The organism is Sphingomonas albertensis, from assembly GCF_014358075.1.
GTDB classification, from domain to species: Bacteria; Pseudomonadota; Alphaproteobacteria; order Sphingomonadales; family Sphingomonadaceae; genus Sphingomonas; species Sphingomonas albertensis.
On record NZ_JACONT010000001.1, the window covers coordinates 118,721 to 132,730 of the forward strand.

General features: G+C 67.8%; 11 protein-coding genes. 2 read left to right on the forward strand and 9 right to left on the reverse strand.

The window, feature by feature from the left end:
- Window positions 1-92: 92 nt before the first annotated feature.
- From H8S47_RS00530 to H8S47_RS19075, 7 genes are all read right to left on the reverse strand, one after another.
- The gene (locus H8S47_RS00530; protein WP_187501975.1) at window positions 93-1,127 is read right to left on the reverse strand and encodes a FecR family protein; all 1,035 of its coding nucleotides are present in this window, start codon (window positions 1,125-1,127) and stop codon (window positions 93-95) included.
- Window positions 1,124-1,624: an RNA polymerase sigma factor gene (locus H8S47_RS00535; RefSeq protein ID WP_187501976.1), complete on the reverse strand. Its 501-nt coding sequence runs from the start codon at window positions 1,622-1,624 to the stop codon at window positions 1,124-1,126. The genes H8S47_RS00530 and H8S47_RS00535 overlap by 4 nt, the downstream gene beginning before the upstream one ends.
- A gap of 103 nt (window positions 1,625-1,727) precedes the next feature.
- The gene (locus H8S47_RS00540) at window positions 1,728-2,579 is read right to left on the reverse strand and encodes a MipA/OmpV family protein (protein WP_187501977.1); all 852 of its coding nucleotides are present in this window, start codon (window positions 2,577-2,579) and stop codon (window positions 1,728-1,730) included.
- Window positions 2,580-2,630: 51 nt separating this feature from the next.
- A complete protein-coding gene (locus H8S47_RS00545) occupies window positions 2,631-4,052 on the reverse strand; it encodes an efflux transporter outer membrane subunit (protein ID WP_187501978.1) in 1,422 nt (473 codons plus the stop codon).
- Window positions 4,045-7,131, reverse strand: a complete 3,087-nt coding sequence (locus H8S47_RS00550; RefSeq protein ID WP_187501979.1) for an efflux RND transporter permease subunit — start codon at window positions 7,129-7,131, stop codon at window positions 4,045-4,047. Before H8S47_RS00550 ends, H8S47_RS00545 begins: the two co-directional genes overlap by 8 nt.
- Window positions 7,132-7,134: 3 nt before the next feature.
- Window positions 7,135-8,250 (reverse strand): efflux RND transporter periplasmic adaptor subunit, encoded by a 1,116-nt coding sequence (locus H8S47_RS00555; RefSeq protein ID WP_187501980.1) that lies wholly within the window; start codon window positions 8,248-8,250, stop codon window positions 7,135-7,137.
- Between the two features lie 124 nt (window positions 8,251-8,374).
- Window positions 8,375-9,424: an AraC family transcriptional regulator gene (locus H8S47_RS19075; RefSeq protein ID WP_187501981.1), complete on the reverse strand. Its 1,050-nt coding sequence runs from the start codon at window positions 9,422-9,424 to the stop codon at window positions 8,375-8,377.
- A 275-nt stretch (window positions 9,425-9,699) separates the two neighbouring features.
- On the opposite strand from H8S47_RS19075, the gene H8S47_RS00565 reads away from it, so the two are divergent.
- Together H8S47_RS00565 and H8S47_RS00570 are read left to right on the forward strand one after the other, a co-directional pair.
- Window positions 9,700-10,443, forward strand: coding sequence for a dienelactone hydrolase family protein (locus tag H8S47_RS00565; RefSeq protein ID WP_187501982.1), 744 nt, complete (start codon window positions 9,700-9,702; stop codon window positions 10,441-10,443).
- A 117-nt stretch (window positions 10,444-10,560) separates the two neighbouring features.
- A complete protein-coding gene (locus tag H8S47_RS00570; protein WP_187501983.1) occupies window positions 10,561-12,372 on the forward strand; it encodes a DUF885 domain-containing protein in 1,812 nt (603 codons plus the stop codon).
- 59 nt (window positions 12,373-12,431) lie between these two features.
- Here the strand turns inward: H8S47_RS00570 and H8S47_RS00575 are convergent, their stop codons facing one another.
- A complete protein-coding gene (locus tag H8S47_RS00575) occupies window positions 12,432-13,253 on the reverse strand; it encodes an HpcH/HpaI aldolase/citrate lyase family protein (protein ID WP_187501984.1) in 822 nt (273 codons plus the stop codon).
- Between the two features lie 10 nt (window positions 13,254-13,263).
- Window positions 13,264-14,007, reverse strand: a complete 744-nt coding sequence (locus H8S47_RS00580) for a GntR family transcriptional regulator (RefSeq protein WP_187501985.1) — start codon at window positions 14,005-14,007, stop codon at window positions 13,264-13,266.
- Window positions 14,008-14,010: the final 3 nt, after the last annotated feature.

Below are 14,010 nucleotides of genomic sequence, written 5' to 3' on the forward strand. Positions count from 1 at the left end.
AGGTTATACTTTTATGACGCATGGCGTGCGCGGATGCTCAGCAAATTACCGCATTTATCTTCAATTGATGTTATTTTGGCGCTCAACCGGTATCATCGGCGTCGGCGCAGCCGGATTTCCGCATCGTCGACGGTGGCATCGACGGGGAAGGTCGCAGCGATGGCCTGCGCGAACGCATCAACATCGCCGACGTTGAAGACCCCGCTGATCCGGACGTCCGCGACGCCGGGATCGACGGTGATCCGTCGTCGCTCGGCATAGCGGTTTATCCGTTCCGCGGCGGTGCCAAGCGTCTCGGACGTGAAGCTGATCTGTTCCGCACCCCAGCCCTCGCCGCCGCCCATAGGGCCGATCACCGGACCGATCGACCCGATCGTCCCCGCTACCGGCAGACCGATTTCGTAGCCGGGCGTCAGCGCACGCTCCGCGGTAACGCTACGACCATCGCGCCGGACGATCTCGCTCGTCTGCCCCTGCGGCGTATCGCGCAGCACCGCGACCCGCCCTTCGAACAGCGCGACCCGCACCTCGCGGCTGAGCCGTTCGACCGAGAATTCGGTTCCGGTCGCGACGACCATATTGCGGCCGCTCCGTACCGCGAACGGGCGAAGCGGGTCCTTTGCGACCTTGAACCGCGCGCGGCCCCGTTCGAGGACGACGTTGCGGCGTTGCGCGGTGAACGACACCGTGACGACGCTGTCGGCATCCAGCGACAGGCGCGAGCCATCGGCCAGCGCAATGACGCGACGCTCGCCGATCCCGGTGCGATATTCGTCGCGCCCGTCCTGCCGCCACAGCAGCGACCCGAGCGCCAGCGTCAGCAGCAATGCCGCGGCGATCGCCCACAGGATGGGCTGGGACACGAACTTCGTGCGCAGCCAGCGGCGCTGTCCGGCGCGGTGGACCGCACCGAGCGCTTCGCGGCGCAGGGCGAGCATCTCGGGCGCGTCGGCGTCCGCATCGACCGCGTCCCACACCGCGAGTGCAGCGCCCAGTCGCTCGCCACGGGTCGCGTCGCCGGCGAGCCAATCGTGCAGTTTGTCGCGGTCCTCCGACGACATGCTGCCGTCGCTCAATCGCAGGCACCATTCGACGACCATGTCCTCGTCGGACCGGGGCGCGGTCATTGCGAGTCTCCCATGTCTGCCAGCAACGCCCGCATCGCGTTCGCGATATGCTTTTCGACCGCGCTGACCGAGATGCCGAACGCATCGGCGATCGCCTTTCGCTGCATGCCCTCCAACCGATAGAGGATGAAAATCTGGCGGGTGCGGTCCGGCAGTCCGCCCAGCGTCCGCGCGACACACCCGACGCTCTGCCGCGCGGACAGCAACCGCTCGGCGTCGATCGGGTCGATAGCAAGGTCGGGATCGCCCGCGCGCGATTGCAGATAGCGCGAGCGCGTGGCCTCGCGCCGGTAATTGTCGCGCAGGAGATTGGCCGCGGCCTGGAAGATATAACCTTCGGGATTGTTCGTCGCCGGCCCGGTCATGGTCGCCATGCGGATGAAAAGATCCTGGATCAGATCCTCCGCCTGCAGCGGGTCGCTCAGACGCCGGACGAAGAACGCCATCAGCGCCGGACGTATGCGCTCCATCAGCGCCGACAGGTCGTGCTCCGGCATGACACCTGCAGGTCGCGTGCGCTTCATCATGGTAGATAGACGTCCGGATAGGCGATGTGCACAGCCGAAACCGCAGATTCCTTTGATTTAGCCGCTTTGGACATCAGAACGTGTACGCAAGGCCGATCGTCCCGAGCCACTGGTCGCGCGATCCGGCGATCGCGACGAGCGGGCTGCGGGCGATGTCGCCGTCCATGCGGCCATAGGTGCCACCCGCGACGATCTTGACGCCGTGCAGCAGGTCGCCGGTGAGCGAATAGCTGCCGATCGCGCCGAGCGTCCAGTTCTTGAGGCCAGCGCCGGCGGTGTAGATCGGCAGCCCGCTCGCCACGCTCTGCGCCGCGGAGACGCTGTAATAGGTCTGCGCATAGCCGCGTTCGACGATGTCGGCGGAGGCGAACAGGCCGATCGCGGCTTTGCGCGACAGCGGCGCGAAATAGGTGATGCTTGGGTTCCAGATCCCGCTGTCGTGGACGCCGCTGACGTCGTGGCGATAGCCGAGCGTGACCGACAACTTGTCGTAGGGGCTGGTCAGCACGCCGGTCTTGCCGATGCCGACATAGCCGCCGAGTTCGACGGCGGTAGCGCGCTTGCCGAGCGCACGGACGCGGAGGTCGTCGATGCTGCCGGACGCACCGTGGTTGAAGTTGAGCTGCGCGATCGGGCCCGCCTGGAAATCCCAGACCGGACCGGGCCTGTCCTTGATCAGATCGACGCTCAGCTGATTGCCGGCGAGGACGAAGCCATAGCCCTTGATCGCACCGATCGCGGCGGGGACGGGGGTGATCCGGTAGTCGTTGGAGCCTTCGTAAACGGGCAGCGCTGCGACCCCCGCACCGACCGTCACGGTATCGCGGTAGAGATCGGCGGGCTGGTCCTGCGCGCGTGCGGGGGCTGCGCCGATCGCGGTCAGCGCGCCGCCGAGGATGATCGCTGAAGTTCGAGTGGGGAGCATGGAAATGTCCTTGGTCTTGGAGGGGGGGCAGGCGCTGCGAACCGCTAACCGCTAGCCGCCGAGCGCGCGGTGGAGCTGGATGTGGGCGATCATGGCGGCGACGCGCTGGCGGACGAGCGCGCGCTCCGCCGACAGCGCGGCCTCGCGCGCGTCGAGCACCGGCGGCAGCGCGATATCGCCGCGAGCGTAGCGCGCCTCGACCCGCGCGACCGTCTCGCGCCGCGCGGCAAGGTCGCGGTCGGACAGGTCGGTGCGTTCGGTCGCGGCGCGAGTCGCCGACAGCGCGTCGTCGACTTCGCGCCACGCGTTGAGGACGGTCTGCCGGTACGCGAGCGCGGCGCTGCGGTCCTCCGACCGGCGCAGGTCGAGTTGCCGCTGCAACCGGCCGCCAGAGAAGATCGGCAGCGACAGGCTTGGCCCGATGCTGGTGCTGCGCGCGTTCCAGCCGAAGTCGGAGAGGCTGAGCACGTCGATGTCGAACAGGCCGGTCAGGCTGATCTTGGGATAGAAATCGGCCTGTGCCACGCCGATCTGCGCGGTCGCGGCGTGGAGTCGTGCCTCGGCCTCGACGATGTCAGGCCGCGTGCGGGCGACGTCCGAGGGCAGACGCACTGCGGTCGCCGGCAGGGGCTTCGGCGGTTGCAGCGTCGCGCGGTCGAACGGCGCGGAATCGGGCGTGCCCCCGACCAGGATCGCGAGCGCGCGCTGCGTCGCCGCCGCCTGATGATCGAGGTCGACGATATCGCCGCGCAGCGCCCGCAGCTTTTCCTCGGTCGCGGCGAGATCGATCGGCGTGGCGAGCCCGCGCGCCAACAGCGCACGCGCGATTGCGGCGTTGCGGTCGGCGATGGCGACGTCTTGCTGCGCAATGCGGCGTTCGTCCCACAGGCCGCGCAACTGGACATAGCTGCGCGCGACCTCGGCCTCGACCGACAGGCGCACCCCGCGCGCGGCGGCTTCGGTGGCTTCGACCGAGGCCTGCGCGGCTTCGGCCTGACGCCGGTGGCCGCCCCACAGATCGAGTTCCCAGCTCGCGCCGACGCCGACGCTGTAAAGATCGAAATCGACACCCTTGGGCGGGGTCGTCGTCGGCGTGACGCCGAGCACAGTCTGCGTGACCGAGGCGATCCCCGCCGTGCCGAGGCGTTCGCGGCTGTACCCCGCCTGTCCCTCGACCTGCGGCGCACCGGCGGCGCGCGCCTGACCGCGCTCGATCCGCGCGGCGGTGATCCGCTCGATCGCCGCTGCGATATCGAGGTTCGCCGCACCAGCCCGCGCCTCCAGCGCATCGAGCACCGGATCGTCGAAGCTGCGCCACCAGCGCGCATCGGTGCTAGCCGCCACCGGGGCCGCCCCCTGCCACACCGGCGGCAGGATCGGCGCGGGCGGCGTGAAGTTCGGCCCGACCGTGCACCCTGCCAGCGCGGCGGCGAGCAGCAGCGGCAGGGCGCGCGAGACATTCGGTTCATGCATCGTGGTGGTCCTGCTGCGGAAGGCCGGATTTGCGATCGAAGGCGAGCGCGTACAGCGCGGGCAGCGCGACCAGCGTCAGGATCGTCGCGCCGATCAGCCCGCCGATCATGACGATCGCCATCGGCCCCCAGAAGATGTTGAAACACAGCGGAATGAACGCGAGCACCGCCGCCAGCGCCGTCAGCACGACCGGGCGCGAGCGGCCGATCGTCGCGGCGACGATCGCCGCATGCAGGTCCATGCCCTCGGCCTGGTTATGCTGCACCTGATCGACCAGGATGATCGAATTGCGCATGATCATCCCCGCCAGCGCGATCAGCCCGAGCAACGCGACGAACCCGAATGGCGCGCCGGTCAGCAGCAGCGCCACCACCGCACCGATCACCCCGAGCGGCGCGGTCGCCAGCACCAGCAGCGCGCGCCCGATGCTTTGCAGCTGGATCATCAGCAGCAGGAGCATCAGCCCGAAGGTGATCGGCAGCAGCGCGTAGATCGCGTCGTTCGCCTTGGCGGACAATTCGCCGTCGCCGCCGTCCTCGATCCGGTATCCGGCGGGGAGCGATGCGGCGATCGTGGCCACGCGTGCTGCTGCTGCGTCGACGACCTCGGACGCCTGCACGTCGCCGGTCATGTCCGCCTGCACGGTCATGCAGAGCGCACCGTCGCGCGTCCACACGATCGGCTGTTCGGTGGTCACGCCGATCCGCGCGATCTGAGCGAGCGGCTCCGGACCACCGGGCGTGCTGACCGCCATGTCGCCGAGCCGCCCCGGATCGCTGCGTTCCGCCGCCGTGCCGCGCACGATGATGCCGATCCGCTTGGTCCCGCGCAGCACCTCGCCCGCCGGCTGGCCCGACAGCATCGTCGCGACCTCGCCCGCCAGCTGCGCCCGGTCGAGCCCGAGCCGCGCGACCCGCTCGCTATCAAGGTCAAGCCGCATCGCGACCGACGGCGTCCCCCAATCGGCCTGCACCGCGGTCGTCCCCGGCGTCGCGCGGAGCACCGCCTCGATCCGCGTGGCGATCGTCCGCAGCATTTCCGGATCAGGGCCGATCACGCGATATTGCACGGGGAAGCCGGCGCTCGGCCCGAGCGACAGGCGGCGGACATGGAGCTTGGCCTCGGGCGAGACGTGGTTCGCCAGCAGCCGCGCGATCACGCGTTCGCGTGCGTGGAGGTCGCTCGCGACCAGCACCATCGTCGCGGTTGCCGGATCGGGCAACGACGGACCATAAGGCAAATAGAAGCGCGGGGAGCCCTGCCCGATATAGCTGTCGACCTGCGCGACATCGCGGTCGTGCACGATGCCCGCCTCAATCCGCTTGACCGCCGCCGAGGTGGCGGACAGCGACGCGCCGGGGCGCAGGCTCACGTCGACGATGATCTCGGGGCGGTCCGAGGTGGGAAAGAATTGCTGCCGCACCAGCATCGTCCCAGCGAGGCTCGCCACCAGCAGCGCCGCCGTGACCGCGACCACAGTCCTACGGCGCGCCATGCACGCATCGACGACCCGGCGTAGTCGTCGATAGACCGGCGTGTCGTACATCGCGTCTGGATCGTGGTGCGAGACCGCCTCGGGCAGCAGCCGCACGCCCAGATACGGCGTGAAGACGACCGCGACGACCCAGCTGACCAGCAACGCGGAGCCCGTCACCCAGAAGATCCCGCCAGCATATTCGCTGGTGGTCGATTGTGCGAACCCGACCGGCAGGAAGCCGACGATCGTCAGCAGCGTTCCCGTCAGCATCGGGAACGCGGTGTGCGTCCACGCATACGCCGCGGCATCGGCACGCGTCGCGCCCTTTTCGAGTTGCACCACCATCGCCTCGACGCTGATGATCGCATCGTCGACCAGCAGCCCGAGCGACAGGATCAGCGCGCCGAGCGAAATCCGTTCCAGCCCGATCCCGCTTGCCCCCATGAACAGCGCGACGATCGCCAGCGTCAGCGGCACCGACAGCGCGACGACCACGCCGGTCCGCCACCCCAGCGTCACGAACGCGACGATCAGCACCACCGACAGCGCGCAGAAGAATTTGATGAGGAACGCGTCGACCGCCTCGCGGATATTCTGGCTCTGGTCCTCGACCTGCGTCAGCTTGACCCCGGCTGGCAGGGTGCGCCCGAACTCGGCGGCGACATTCGACAGCCGCTTGCCGAAGCCGAGGCCGTCGGCCCCGGGAGCCATCGCGATCGCCAGCACCACCGCAGGCTTTGCTGCGTGGCGGACCAGCCCGTCTGGCGGATCGGCATAGCCGTTGCTGACCATGCCGATATCGCCGACCTTCACGGTGCCGTTCGCCGCAGGAACGGCCGTGGCCTCAATCGCCTCGACGTCGTCCGCGCCCCCGTCCACGCCCCCGTCCACGCCCCCGTCCACACCGCCGCCGATCCGCACGGGCACGCGCATCGATCGGTCCGCGACGCCGGATGGCGCGACGCTGGTGCGCTTCGCCAGCGCCTGCGCGATCGCGCCCGGCGACACGCCCATCGCGGCGAGCCGGCGGCTGTCGAGATCGACGAACAGCTTGCGCGGGATTTCGCCGGTGATCTGCGCCTTGCCCGCGCCGGGCACGCGCAGCATCGCGTCGCGCGCCTGCTCGGCCAGCGCGACCAACCGCGCATTGTCCGCGCCGGTCAGCGTGAAGACATAGCCGTAAACGTCGGCATAATCGTCATCCGCGGCGACTGACGCGCCGGCGGGCAGATCGGGCTCGATATCCTTCAGCCGCTTGCGCACCTGTTGCCAGATCACCGGCACGCGGTCCTTGGGCGCGCCGTCGGTCAGCGAGACGTGGATGACGCAGTGGCCGTCGACGCAATAGGTCTGAAGGAAATCGAGGTTTTCGGTCGCGCGCAGCCGGCGTTCGATCGGCCCCGCGACCTGCGCCTGCATCTGCGCGGGCGTCGCGCCGGGCCATGCCGCGGCGACGATCATCTCCTTCAGCGTGAACCCCGGATCCTCGTCGCGGCCGAGCGCGAAGAATCGCGCGGTGCCGGCGGCAAACAGCAGCGCGATCAGGAAGCCGACGAGCGCGGGATGGCGGGTCGCCCAGCGCGACAGGTTGAAACGGTCCATCGCTCAGTTGCCGCCCGCGACGCTGCCGGCCACGACGACATGCTGCCCTTCCGACAGCGTATCGCCGCCGCTCGCGACGATCCGCTGGCCATCGGGCAAGCCGGAGACGATCGCATCGTCGCCGCGCAGGTCGACCAGATGCACCGGCTGGCGGTGGACGCGGTTGCCGCCCCCGTTTCCGCCCCCGTTGGCGCCGCTCGACAGCGTCCAGACATGCGGCTGGCTGCCCTGCGCGCCGAGCGCGGTCAGCGGCACGCGGATTGTCGCCTTGGGATCGGGCAGCCGCAAGGTGAGCGTCGCCGAACTGTTGAACGGGATCGCCGATACGTCGCCCAGCACTGTGAACCGCGCAGTCCGCAACCGGAGCGTGCCGTCCGCCGCGGGGCCGACGAGCCTGAGGCGCGCCTCGGCGATCATATCCGGCGCGGACCAGAAGCTGGCGTCCGCCATCGTGCCGCCGGCCAGGCGCGCGCGCTCGGGCAGGCGAACCTCGATTTCGGGGCTGCCTGCCGCGAGCCGGACGACGACACCACCGGCATCGACAACGGTGCCCGATTCGGCCGCACGTTCGGTCACCACGCCATCCTCGGGCGCGACCAACACGGCGTCCGCAAGCGTCACACGGCTGCGCTCGAACGCCGCGCGCGCCGCGTCGCGCTTGGCCGCCGCGGCGCTGGCGGTCAGCGCGCGGTCATGGACGTCCGCTGCCGACAGTGCGCCGATCCCGTCCAGCCCGGAAGCGCGCCGCGCCGCATCGCCTGCCCGGATCGCCTCGGCGGTGGCGGCGGCCAGTTCGGCACGCGCCTGCCCGGCATCGGCGATCGCCTCGGTCCGCGTCAGGCGGGCGAGCACCTGCCCGGCACGGACGTGATCGCCGACCTGCACTGTCAAGGCGAGCACGCGGCCGCCGGTCTTGAACCCGAGCGCGATATCGCGACGTGGTCGCAGGACACCGTCGAAGGACGAGGTACGGCCGCCGGCACGATGGATCGTGACGACATCGACTAGCGTACCGTCCGGTACGGGCGATGCGGCCGGCTCCGACGTGCAGCCGGCGCATGATAACAGGGTCAGGCCGGCGGCAATCAGCCCGGTGGTCGTGGGGAAAATCTTCGGCATCGTCGCGTCCCGTTGGTGAACGCGGTCGCCCTGACGATCCGGGCCCATCCTGGCCTGCCGATCCTCGAAACCGACCAGTCGTTTTCGAAAACGACCGGTTTGCGGTCCTGAAAACCGGCTTCACTCAGCCGTCGAGGTGCCGTCGCCGAAACGCGCTCGGGGTTTCGCCCAGTCGTTCCTTGAACACGCGGTTGAACATCACGAGGCTGCCGAAGCCCGCGTCCACCGCGATCGTCAGGATCGGCACGTCCGCCTGCGTCCGGTCGGCCAGCGCGCTGCGGACTTCGGCAATACGGTGTTCGTTGAGATAATCGCTTACGTTGCGATAGCCCAGGCCACCATTGATATGCCGCCGCACGCGATATTCCGGCATCTCGACGCGCGCGGCGATCATCCCGATCGTCAGGTCGGGATCGCGATAGGCACGGTCTTGCGTCATCATTCGGGCGAGACTCTGCCCCAGCGCGGCGTCGAGCGGTTCGGGCGCTACGGTCGCCGCCTGCACCTCGCCGACCGCGGTGCCCGACGCCGCGCTCGGAAAGACTTCCGGATGACGCAGCCCGAACAGCAGCGCGCTGATGACGAACGCCCCCATGAACAATCCCACCGCCGACGCCATCCCGGACAGCGCTAGGTGATGCGTCAGCCGTCCGACGATCTCGCTGCCGAGCAGCCAAAGGATGATGAGCCCGACCGATACGACGAAGATCGTCCGCGCCTGCCGTCGCGCCTCGACCAGATCGCCCTGCCGGTTGCGCCACGCCAGCCACTGCGCATGGATCGCGAACGCCATCCCGCCGATGTAGATCGCGATATCCAGCCCCTCGATCGGCGCCGCCAGCCCGCGCCCCTCGAGGCTGGCGTACAGCGTGCAGCACAGGAATGCCGCCGCCAGCGCCATATCGACGGGTTTCGGACGAAACGCATCGTCGAACCACGCGCGCGCGAACAGCCAGAACAACGGGATCGCGACGTTCGAACTCAGATCGAGCAGCGGATCGAACGCGCTCGGTGCATGCGGCAATCCCGCCAGCGTGCCGACCACGGTGCACAGCGTCAGCGCCAGCCCGAACCGGCTCGGCAACGACGCCGGCGCGCGCGCAAACACCACCGCCGCCAGCAGCAGTAACCCGGTGGCACCGCCACGAAACAACAGGTCGAGCTGCGGGATCACCGGCGGCGCAGGGTATTGCTAGGCATTGCGCGCGAAAACCATGATGTGCTCGGTCTGTCCAGTATGGCTGCGCCTCACGAACGGTTTGCGAACCTCTCGCGACCTGCCGGATGGGCAGTACGCCGTGGCCTCGGCCCGTTGGTCGCTCGTCGCCATCGCCATCGCCATCGCCATCGCCGTAGGCCAACATTCCTGCTGCGATGACTGTCCAGGATCGCCGGATAGCCTGTATGGCGACGGGGGATTTTGTTCGGCACCGGCATGAGGATTAGCGGATGATCTTGCGTAGCGACGAGACACTGGATGTCGACGTGCCCGGCAGCGGCCCGATGCGGATGCATCTGTTTCGGCCGGCGATCGAGGGGCGTTTCCCCGGTCTGCTCCTGTTTTCGGAAATCTATCAGGTGACGGCGCCGATCCGTCGGCTGGCGGCGATGCTCGCTGGAAACGGCTATGTCGTCGCCGTTCCGGAGGTCTATCACGAGTATGAGCCGGCGGGGACGGCGCTGAATTACGATACGACCGGCACGGATCGGGGCAATGCGCTGAAGATCACCAAGCCCGTTGCCGCGTTCGATGCCGATGCGGAAGCCGGCTTGACCGCCCTTCTGGGACACCCGGCCTGCAACGGCAGGCTGGCGACGTTCGGCGTATGTCTCGGCGGCCACCTTGCCTATCGCGCAGCGCTCGATCCGCGCGTGTCCGCGTCCGCCTGCTTCTATCCGACCGACATCCATTCGGGCACTTTGGGCGAGGGGCGGTCCGACGATAGCCTCAAGCGAATGGCCGAATTGGAGGCCGAAATCATGTTCGTCTGGGGGCGTCAGGATCCGCATGTTCCCTATGCCGGCCGGGAGACGATCCGCGGACGGCTCGAAGAAGTCGGGGCGGCCTATGAGTGGCATGAACTCAATGCACAGCATGCGTTCCTGCGAGACGAAGGGCCGCGATACGATCCCGCGCTGTTCCTGCAAGCAATGGGCCTGACTCTGGAATTCTACCGTCGTACCTTGGCATGAGGCTGTAGCTACATCGTTTGGCCCGCATAAGCCTGTCGATTTGGATTGCGGCTGACCGCAGACGATTGCGTCGATCGGAGTAGCGCGCGACAAGCGAGCATTCGACAGGAGAATCTGATGCGTCTTGCCTTTGCCCTATTGCTGTTGCCGGCGCTGCCGATCGTCCAGGCCGCCGCGCCGGTCCCGGTCCAGGATCAGGCAACGGCGGCGCAGGATGCGGCGCTGCTGAAATTCCTCGACGACGCGTACGACCAGCAACTCGATCTCAGCCCGGAGTCTTTGACGCAGCTCGGGCTAAAGACGCACTACGACCGCCTCGACGACTATACCGATGCCGCCGCGCTCCGCGCGCAGACGCTGTCGGAGCGGCAGTTGAAGGCGATGCAGTCGCGCTTCCGTCCCGACCAGCTCGGCGAAAGCGCCCGCGTCAGCTATCGATTGTTCGAATATGAGGTCGAACGCGGCCGCCAGTCGCTTCAGTTCCGCAAGCTCCGCTTTCCGGTGTCGACCAACGGCAGCCCGGCTGGCGACATCCCGGTGTTGCTGATCAATAATCACAAGGTCGATACGCTGGCGGATGCCCAGGCCTATATCGCCCGCCTGCGCGATACCGAGCGGGTGATGCGAGAGGTTACCGCGACGATGCGCGAACAGGCGGCAGCCGGTATCATTCCGAACAAGGTGAACTTCGCGCCAGCCCGCGCCGATGCCCGCGCCGTGCTGGTCGGTGCGCCGTTCGACAGTGGAGCGGACTCGACCCTAATGGCGGATTTCCGCAAGAAGGTTGGCGCGCTGAACGTGCCCGCCGCGACGAAGGCGACGCTGTTGCGCGATGCGGGTGCGGCGCTGACCGGACCGTTCCGCCGTGGCTACGACATGCTGTTCGCGACGCTCGACGCGATCGAGCCGCAATCGAAGGGCAATTTCGGGGCGTGGAGCCTGCCGAACGGCGCTGCCTATTACGCAGACCGGCTGAAGACCTCGACCACGACCGACCTGACCGCCGACCAGATTCACGATCTCGGCCTGAAGCAGGTCGCCGCGATCCGGCAGGAGATGGAGGCGATCAAGCGCGAAGTCGGCTTCCAGGGAACGCTCGAGCAGTTTTTCGCCAAGATCCGCACCGATCCGCAGTTCAAATATCCCAATACACAGGCCGGTCGCGAACAGTATCTGGGTGACGCCCGCGGCGTGATCGCATCGGTGATGGCGGTTGCGCCCAAATATTTCCGGACCTTGCCCAAGGCGCCGCTTGAGGTTCGCGCGGTTGAGAAATGGCGCGAGGGCACCGCGTCGACCGCATTCTACAACCCGCCGTCGGCAGACGGATCGCGACCCGGCATCTATTACGTCAACCTCGTCGACATGAACCAGACGCAGAAGGTGCAGGTCGCCGGTATCGCCGCACATGAAGGCGCTCCGGGCCATCATTTCCAGATTGCGCGCCAACAGGAACTGACCGGGATCCCGAAGTTCCGCAAGTTCGGCGGCTACGGTGCCTATGTCGAGGGCTGGGGGCTCTATTCGGAGCGGCTGGCGAACGAGATGGGCGTCTACAAGGACCCGTATAGCCGGTTCGGAATGCTGTCGTTGCAGGTATGGCGCGCGATCCGACTGGTGCTCGATACCGGCATCCACTCGAAGCGCTGGACCCGCGAACAGGCTATCGCGTATTTCAAGGCGAACAGCTCGGTCGCGGACACCGATGTCGCGCGTGAAGTCGACCGGTATTTCAACTGGCCGGGGCAAGCGACGAGCTACATGGTCGGCGAGTTGAAGATCGCGGAGTTGCGGGCGCGGGCCGAACGAGAACTCGGGCCGCGTTTCGACATTCGCGACTTCCACGAAGCGGTGCTGGATCAGGGCGCCCTACCGCTGGACGTGCTCGACGAGCTGGTCGGCCGGTACATCTCCGCGCACCGGCAATAGGACGGCAATCGGCAGTTGCGAGACGATGAGAAGAGCCCGTCGTCCGACCGTTTTCGCTATCAGCCGACTTGGAACGCCGCATGGGTTTCGAGAAGGCGGCGGGCGCGGTCGACGACGGGTTTGTCGATCAGTTTGCCGTCGACGGCGACGGCTCCGAACGCGCCATCGATCGCGGCGATGACGCGGGTCGCCCAGTCGATGTCGGCGTCGGAAGGGAGGAAGGCAGCGTTGACGATCCCCACCTGACGCGGGTGGACGCAGAGTTTTCCGGCGAAGCCGAAGCGGCGCGCATGATCGGTGTCGCGGGCCAGCGCCGCGTCGTCGGTGAGGTCGGTAGAGACCCCGTCGACCGGTGCCGCAAGCCCGGCGTTGCGTGAGTGAAGGACGATCTGCGTGCGGACATAGTCGATCTCAGCGCCGTCACCGTCGATGCCGGCATCGGCTTGGAAGTCCACCGTGCCGAACGACAGCCGCGCGAGCCCGGGGGCGGTGACGAGGTCGGCCAGATTCAGGATCGCCGAGACGGTTTCGACCAGGGCATGAAGCGGCTTGCCCGCCGCGGCCTCGTGCATCGCCACAAAGTCAGACGCGCGCTCGGCCTTGGGCAGCATCAGCCCCGCGACGCCTGGCAGGCCCGCGAATGCGCGGACGTCGTCGGCGTGCCACGCGGTATCCAGGCTGTTCACCCGCACGACGAAGCGCGGCTCCGTCAGGCCCGCGAGCGCATCATGGACGGTGTTACGCGCCGCGGCCTTGCGGTCGGGGAGGACCGCGTCTTCGAGATCGATCACCACCATGTCCGCGCCGCTCGAGCGCGCCTTTTCGAAACGCTCGGCACGATCCCCGGGGACGAACAGGATGCTGCGGGCGGCAATGGTCATGGGACGTCCTCTACAGGCCGGATACGGGATCGCGGCGGAAGGTTTGGGAATAGGAATAGCGGTCCGCAGGATGCGTATTGATCGCCATCTCGACGACCTCGCCGCGCGCGTTGAGATATTGCCGCGTCAGGCGCAGGCCCGGTGCACCGGTCTTGGTTTCGAGCAATTCGGCGATCGGCGCGGGGATCGCCACCGCTTCGATATGCTGGCGAACCTCGGCGACGCGCTCGCCGAACTGTTCCTCGATCCGGCTGAAGATCGGCACGTCGCCGACATCGTCGTCCAGCTTCAGGCTGCGGAACGCCGGGTGGAGATAGATGTCCGAATAGGAGATCGGGCTGGTCCCGGCGGCGCGGCGCACCGCGCGGAGGTGCAGCCAGGTCTGGCCGGGTGTCGCGCCGACCTGATCGGCGATCGCGCCGTCCAGCGCGATCGTCCCGCGCTCGACAATCGAGAGGCTGGTCTCGTTGGTGTATTGCTGGAGGTCGGAAAGCCCCTCCATCACCTGTCGGTACGCGGCCGGGCGCGACAGCCCGAGGACGCGCGTGCCGACCCCAGCCTGACGCGAGACCATGCCCGATTGCACGAGCCGCTTGATCGCCTCGCGGACGGTGAAGCGGCTCGCGCCGAACTGGTCGCAGAGCTCGAACTCGGTCGGCAACAGCGTGCCGATAGGATACCGCCCATCCTCGATCTCGTTGATCAATGTCTGCGCGAGTTGCAGGTAACGCGGTTGCTGACGAAGCTGGGGCATCGA

Excerpts from the sequence above, each read along its gene's own strand:
- H8S47_RS00530 (WP_187501975.1), bottom strand. The coding sequence starts at position 1,127 with ATGACCGCGCCCCGGTCCGACGAGGACATGGTCGTCGAATGGTGCCTG.
- H8S47_RS00535 (WP_187501976.1), bottom strand. The coding sequence starts at position 1,624 with ATGCCGGAGCACGACCTGTCGGCGCTGATGGAGCGCATACGTCCGGCG.
- H8S47_RS00540 (WP_187501977.1), bottom strand. The coding sequence starts at position 2,579 with ATGCTCCCCACTCGAACTTCAGCGATCATCCTCGGCGGCGCGCTGACC.
- H8S47_RS00545 (WP_187501978.1), bottom strand. The coding sequence starts at position 4,052 with ATGCATGAACCGAATGTCTCGCGCGCCCTGCCGCTGCTGCTCGCCGCC.
- H8S47_RS00550 (WP_187501979.1), bottom strand. The coding sequence starts at position 7,131 with ATGGACCGTTTCAACCTGTCGCGCTGGGCGACCCGCCATCCCGCGCTC.
- H8S47_RS00555 (WP_187501980.1), bottom strand. The coding sequence starts at position 8,250 with ATGCCGAAGATTTTCCCCACGACCACCGGGCTGATTGCCGCCGGCCTG.
- H8S47_RS00565 (WP_187501982.1), top strand. The coding sequence starts at position 9,700 with ATGATCTTGCGTAGCGACGAGACACTGGATGTCGACGTGCCCGGCAGC.
- H8S47_RS00570 (WP_187501983.1), top strand. The coding sequence starts at position 10,561 with ATGCGTCTTGCCTTTGCCCTATTGCTGTTGCCGGCGCTGCCGATCGTC.
- H8S47_RS00575 (WP_187501984.1), bottom strand. The coding sequence starts at position 13,253 with ATGACCATTGCCGCCCGCAGCATCCTGTTCGTCCCCGGGGATCGTGCC.
- H8S47_RS00580 (WP_187501985.1), bottom strand. The coding sequence starts at position 14,007 with ATGCCCCAGCTTCGTCAGCAACCGCGTTACCTGCAACTCGCGCAGACA.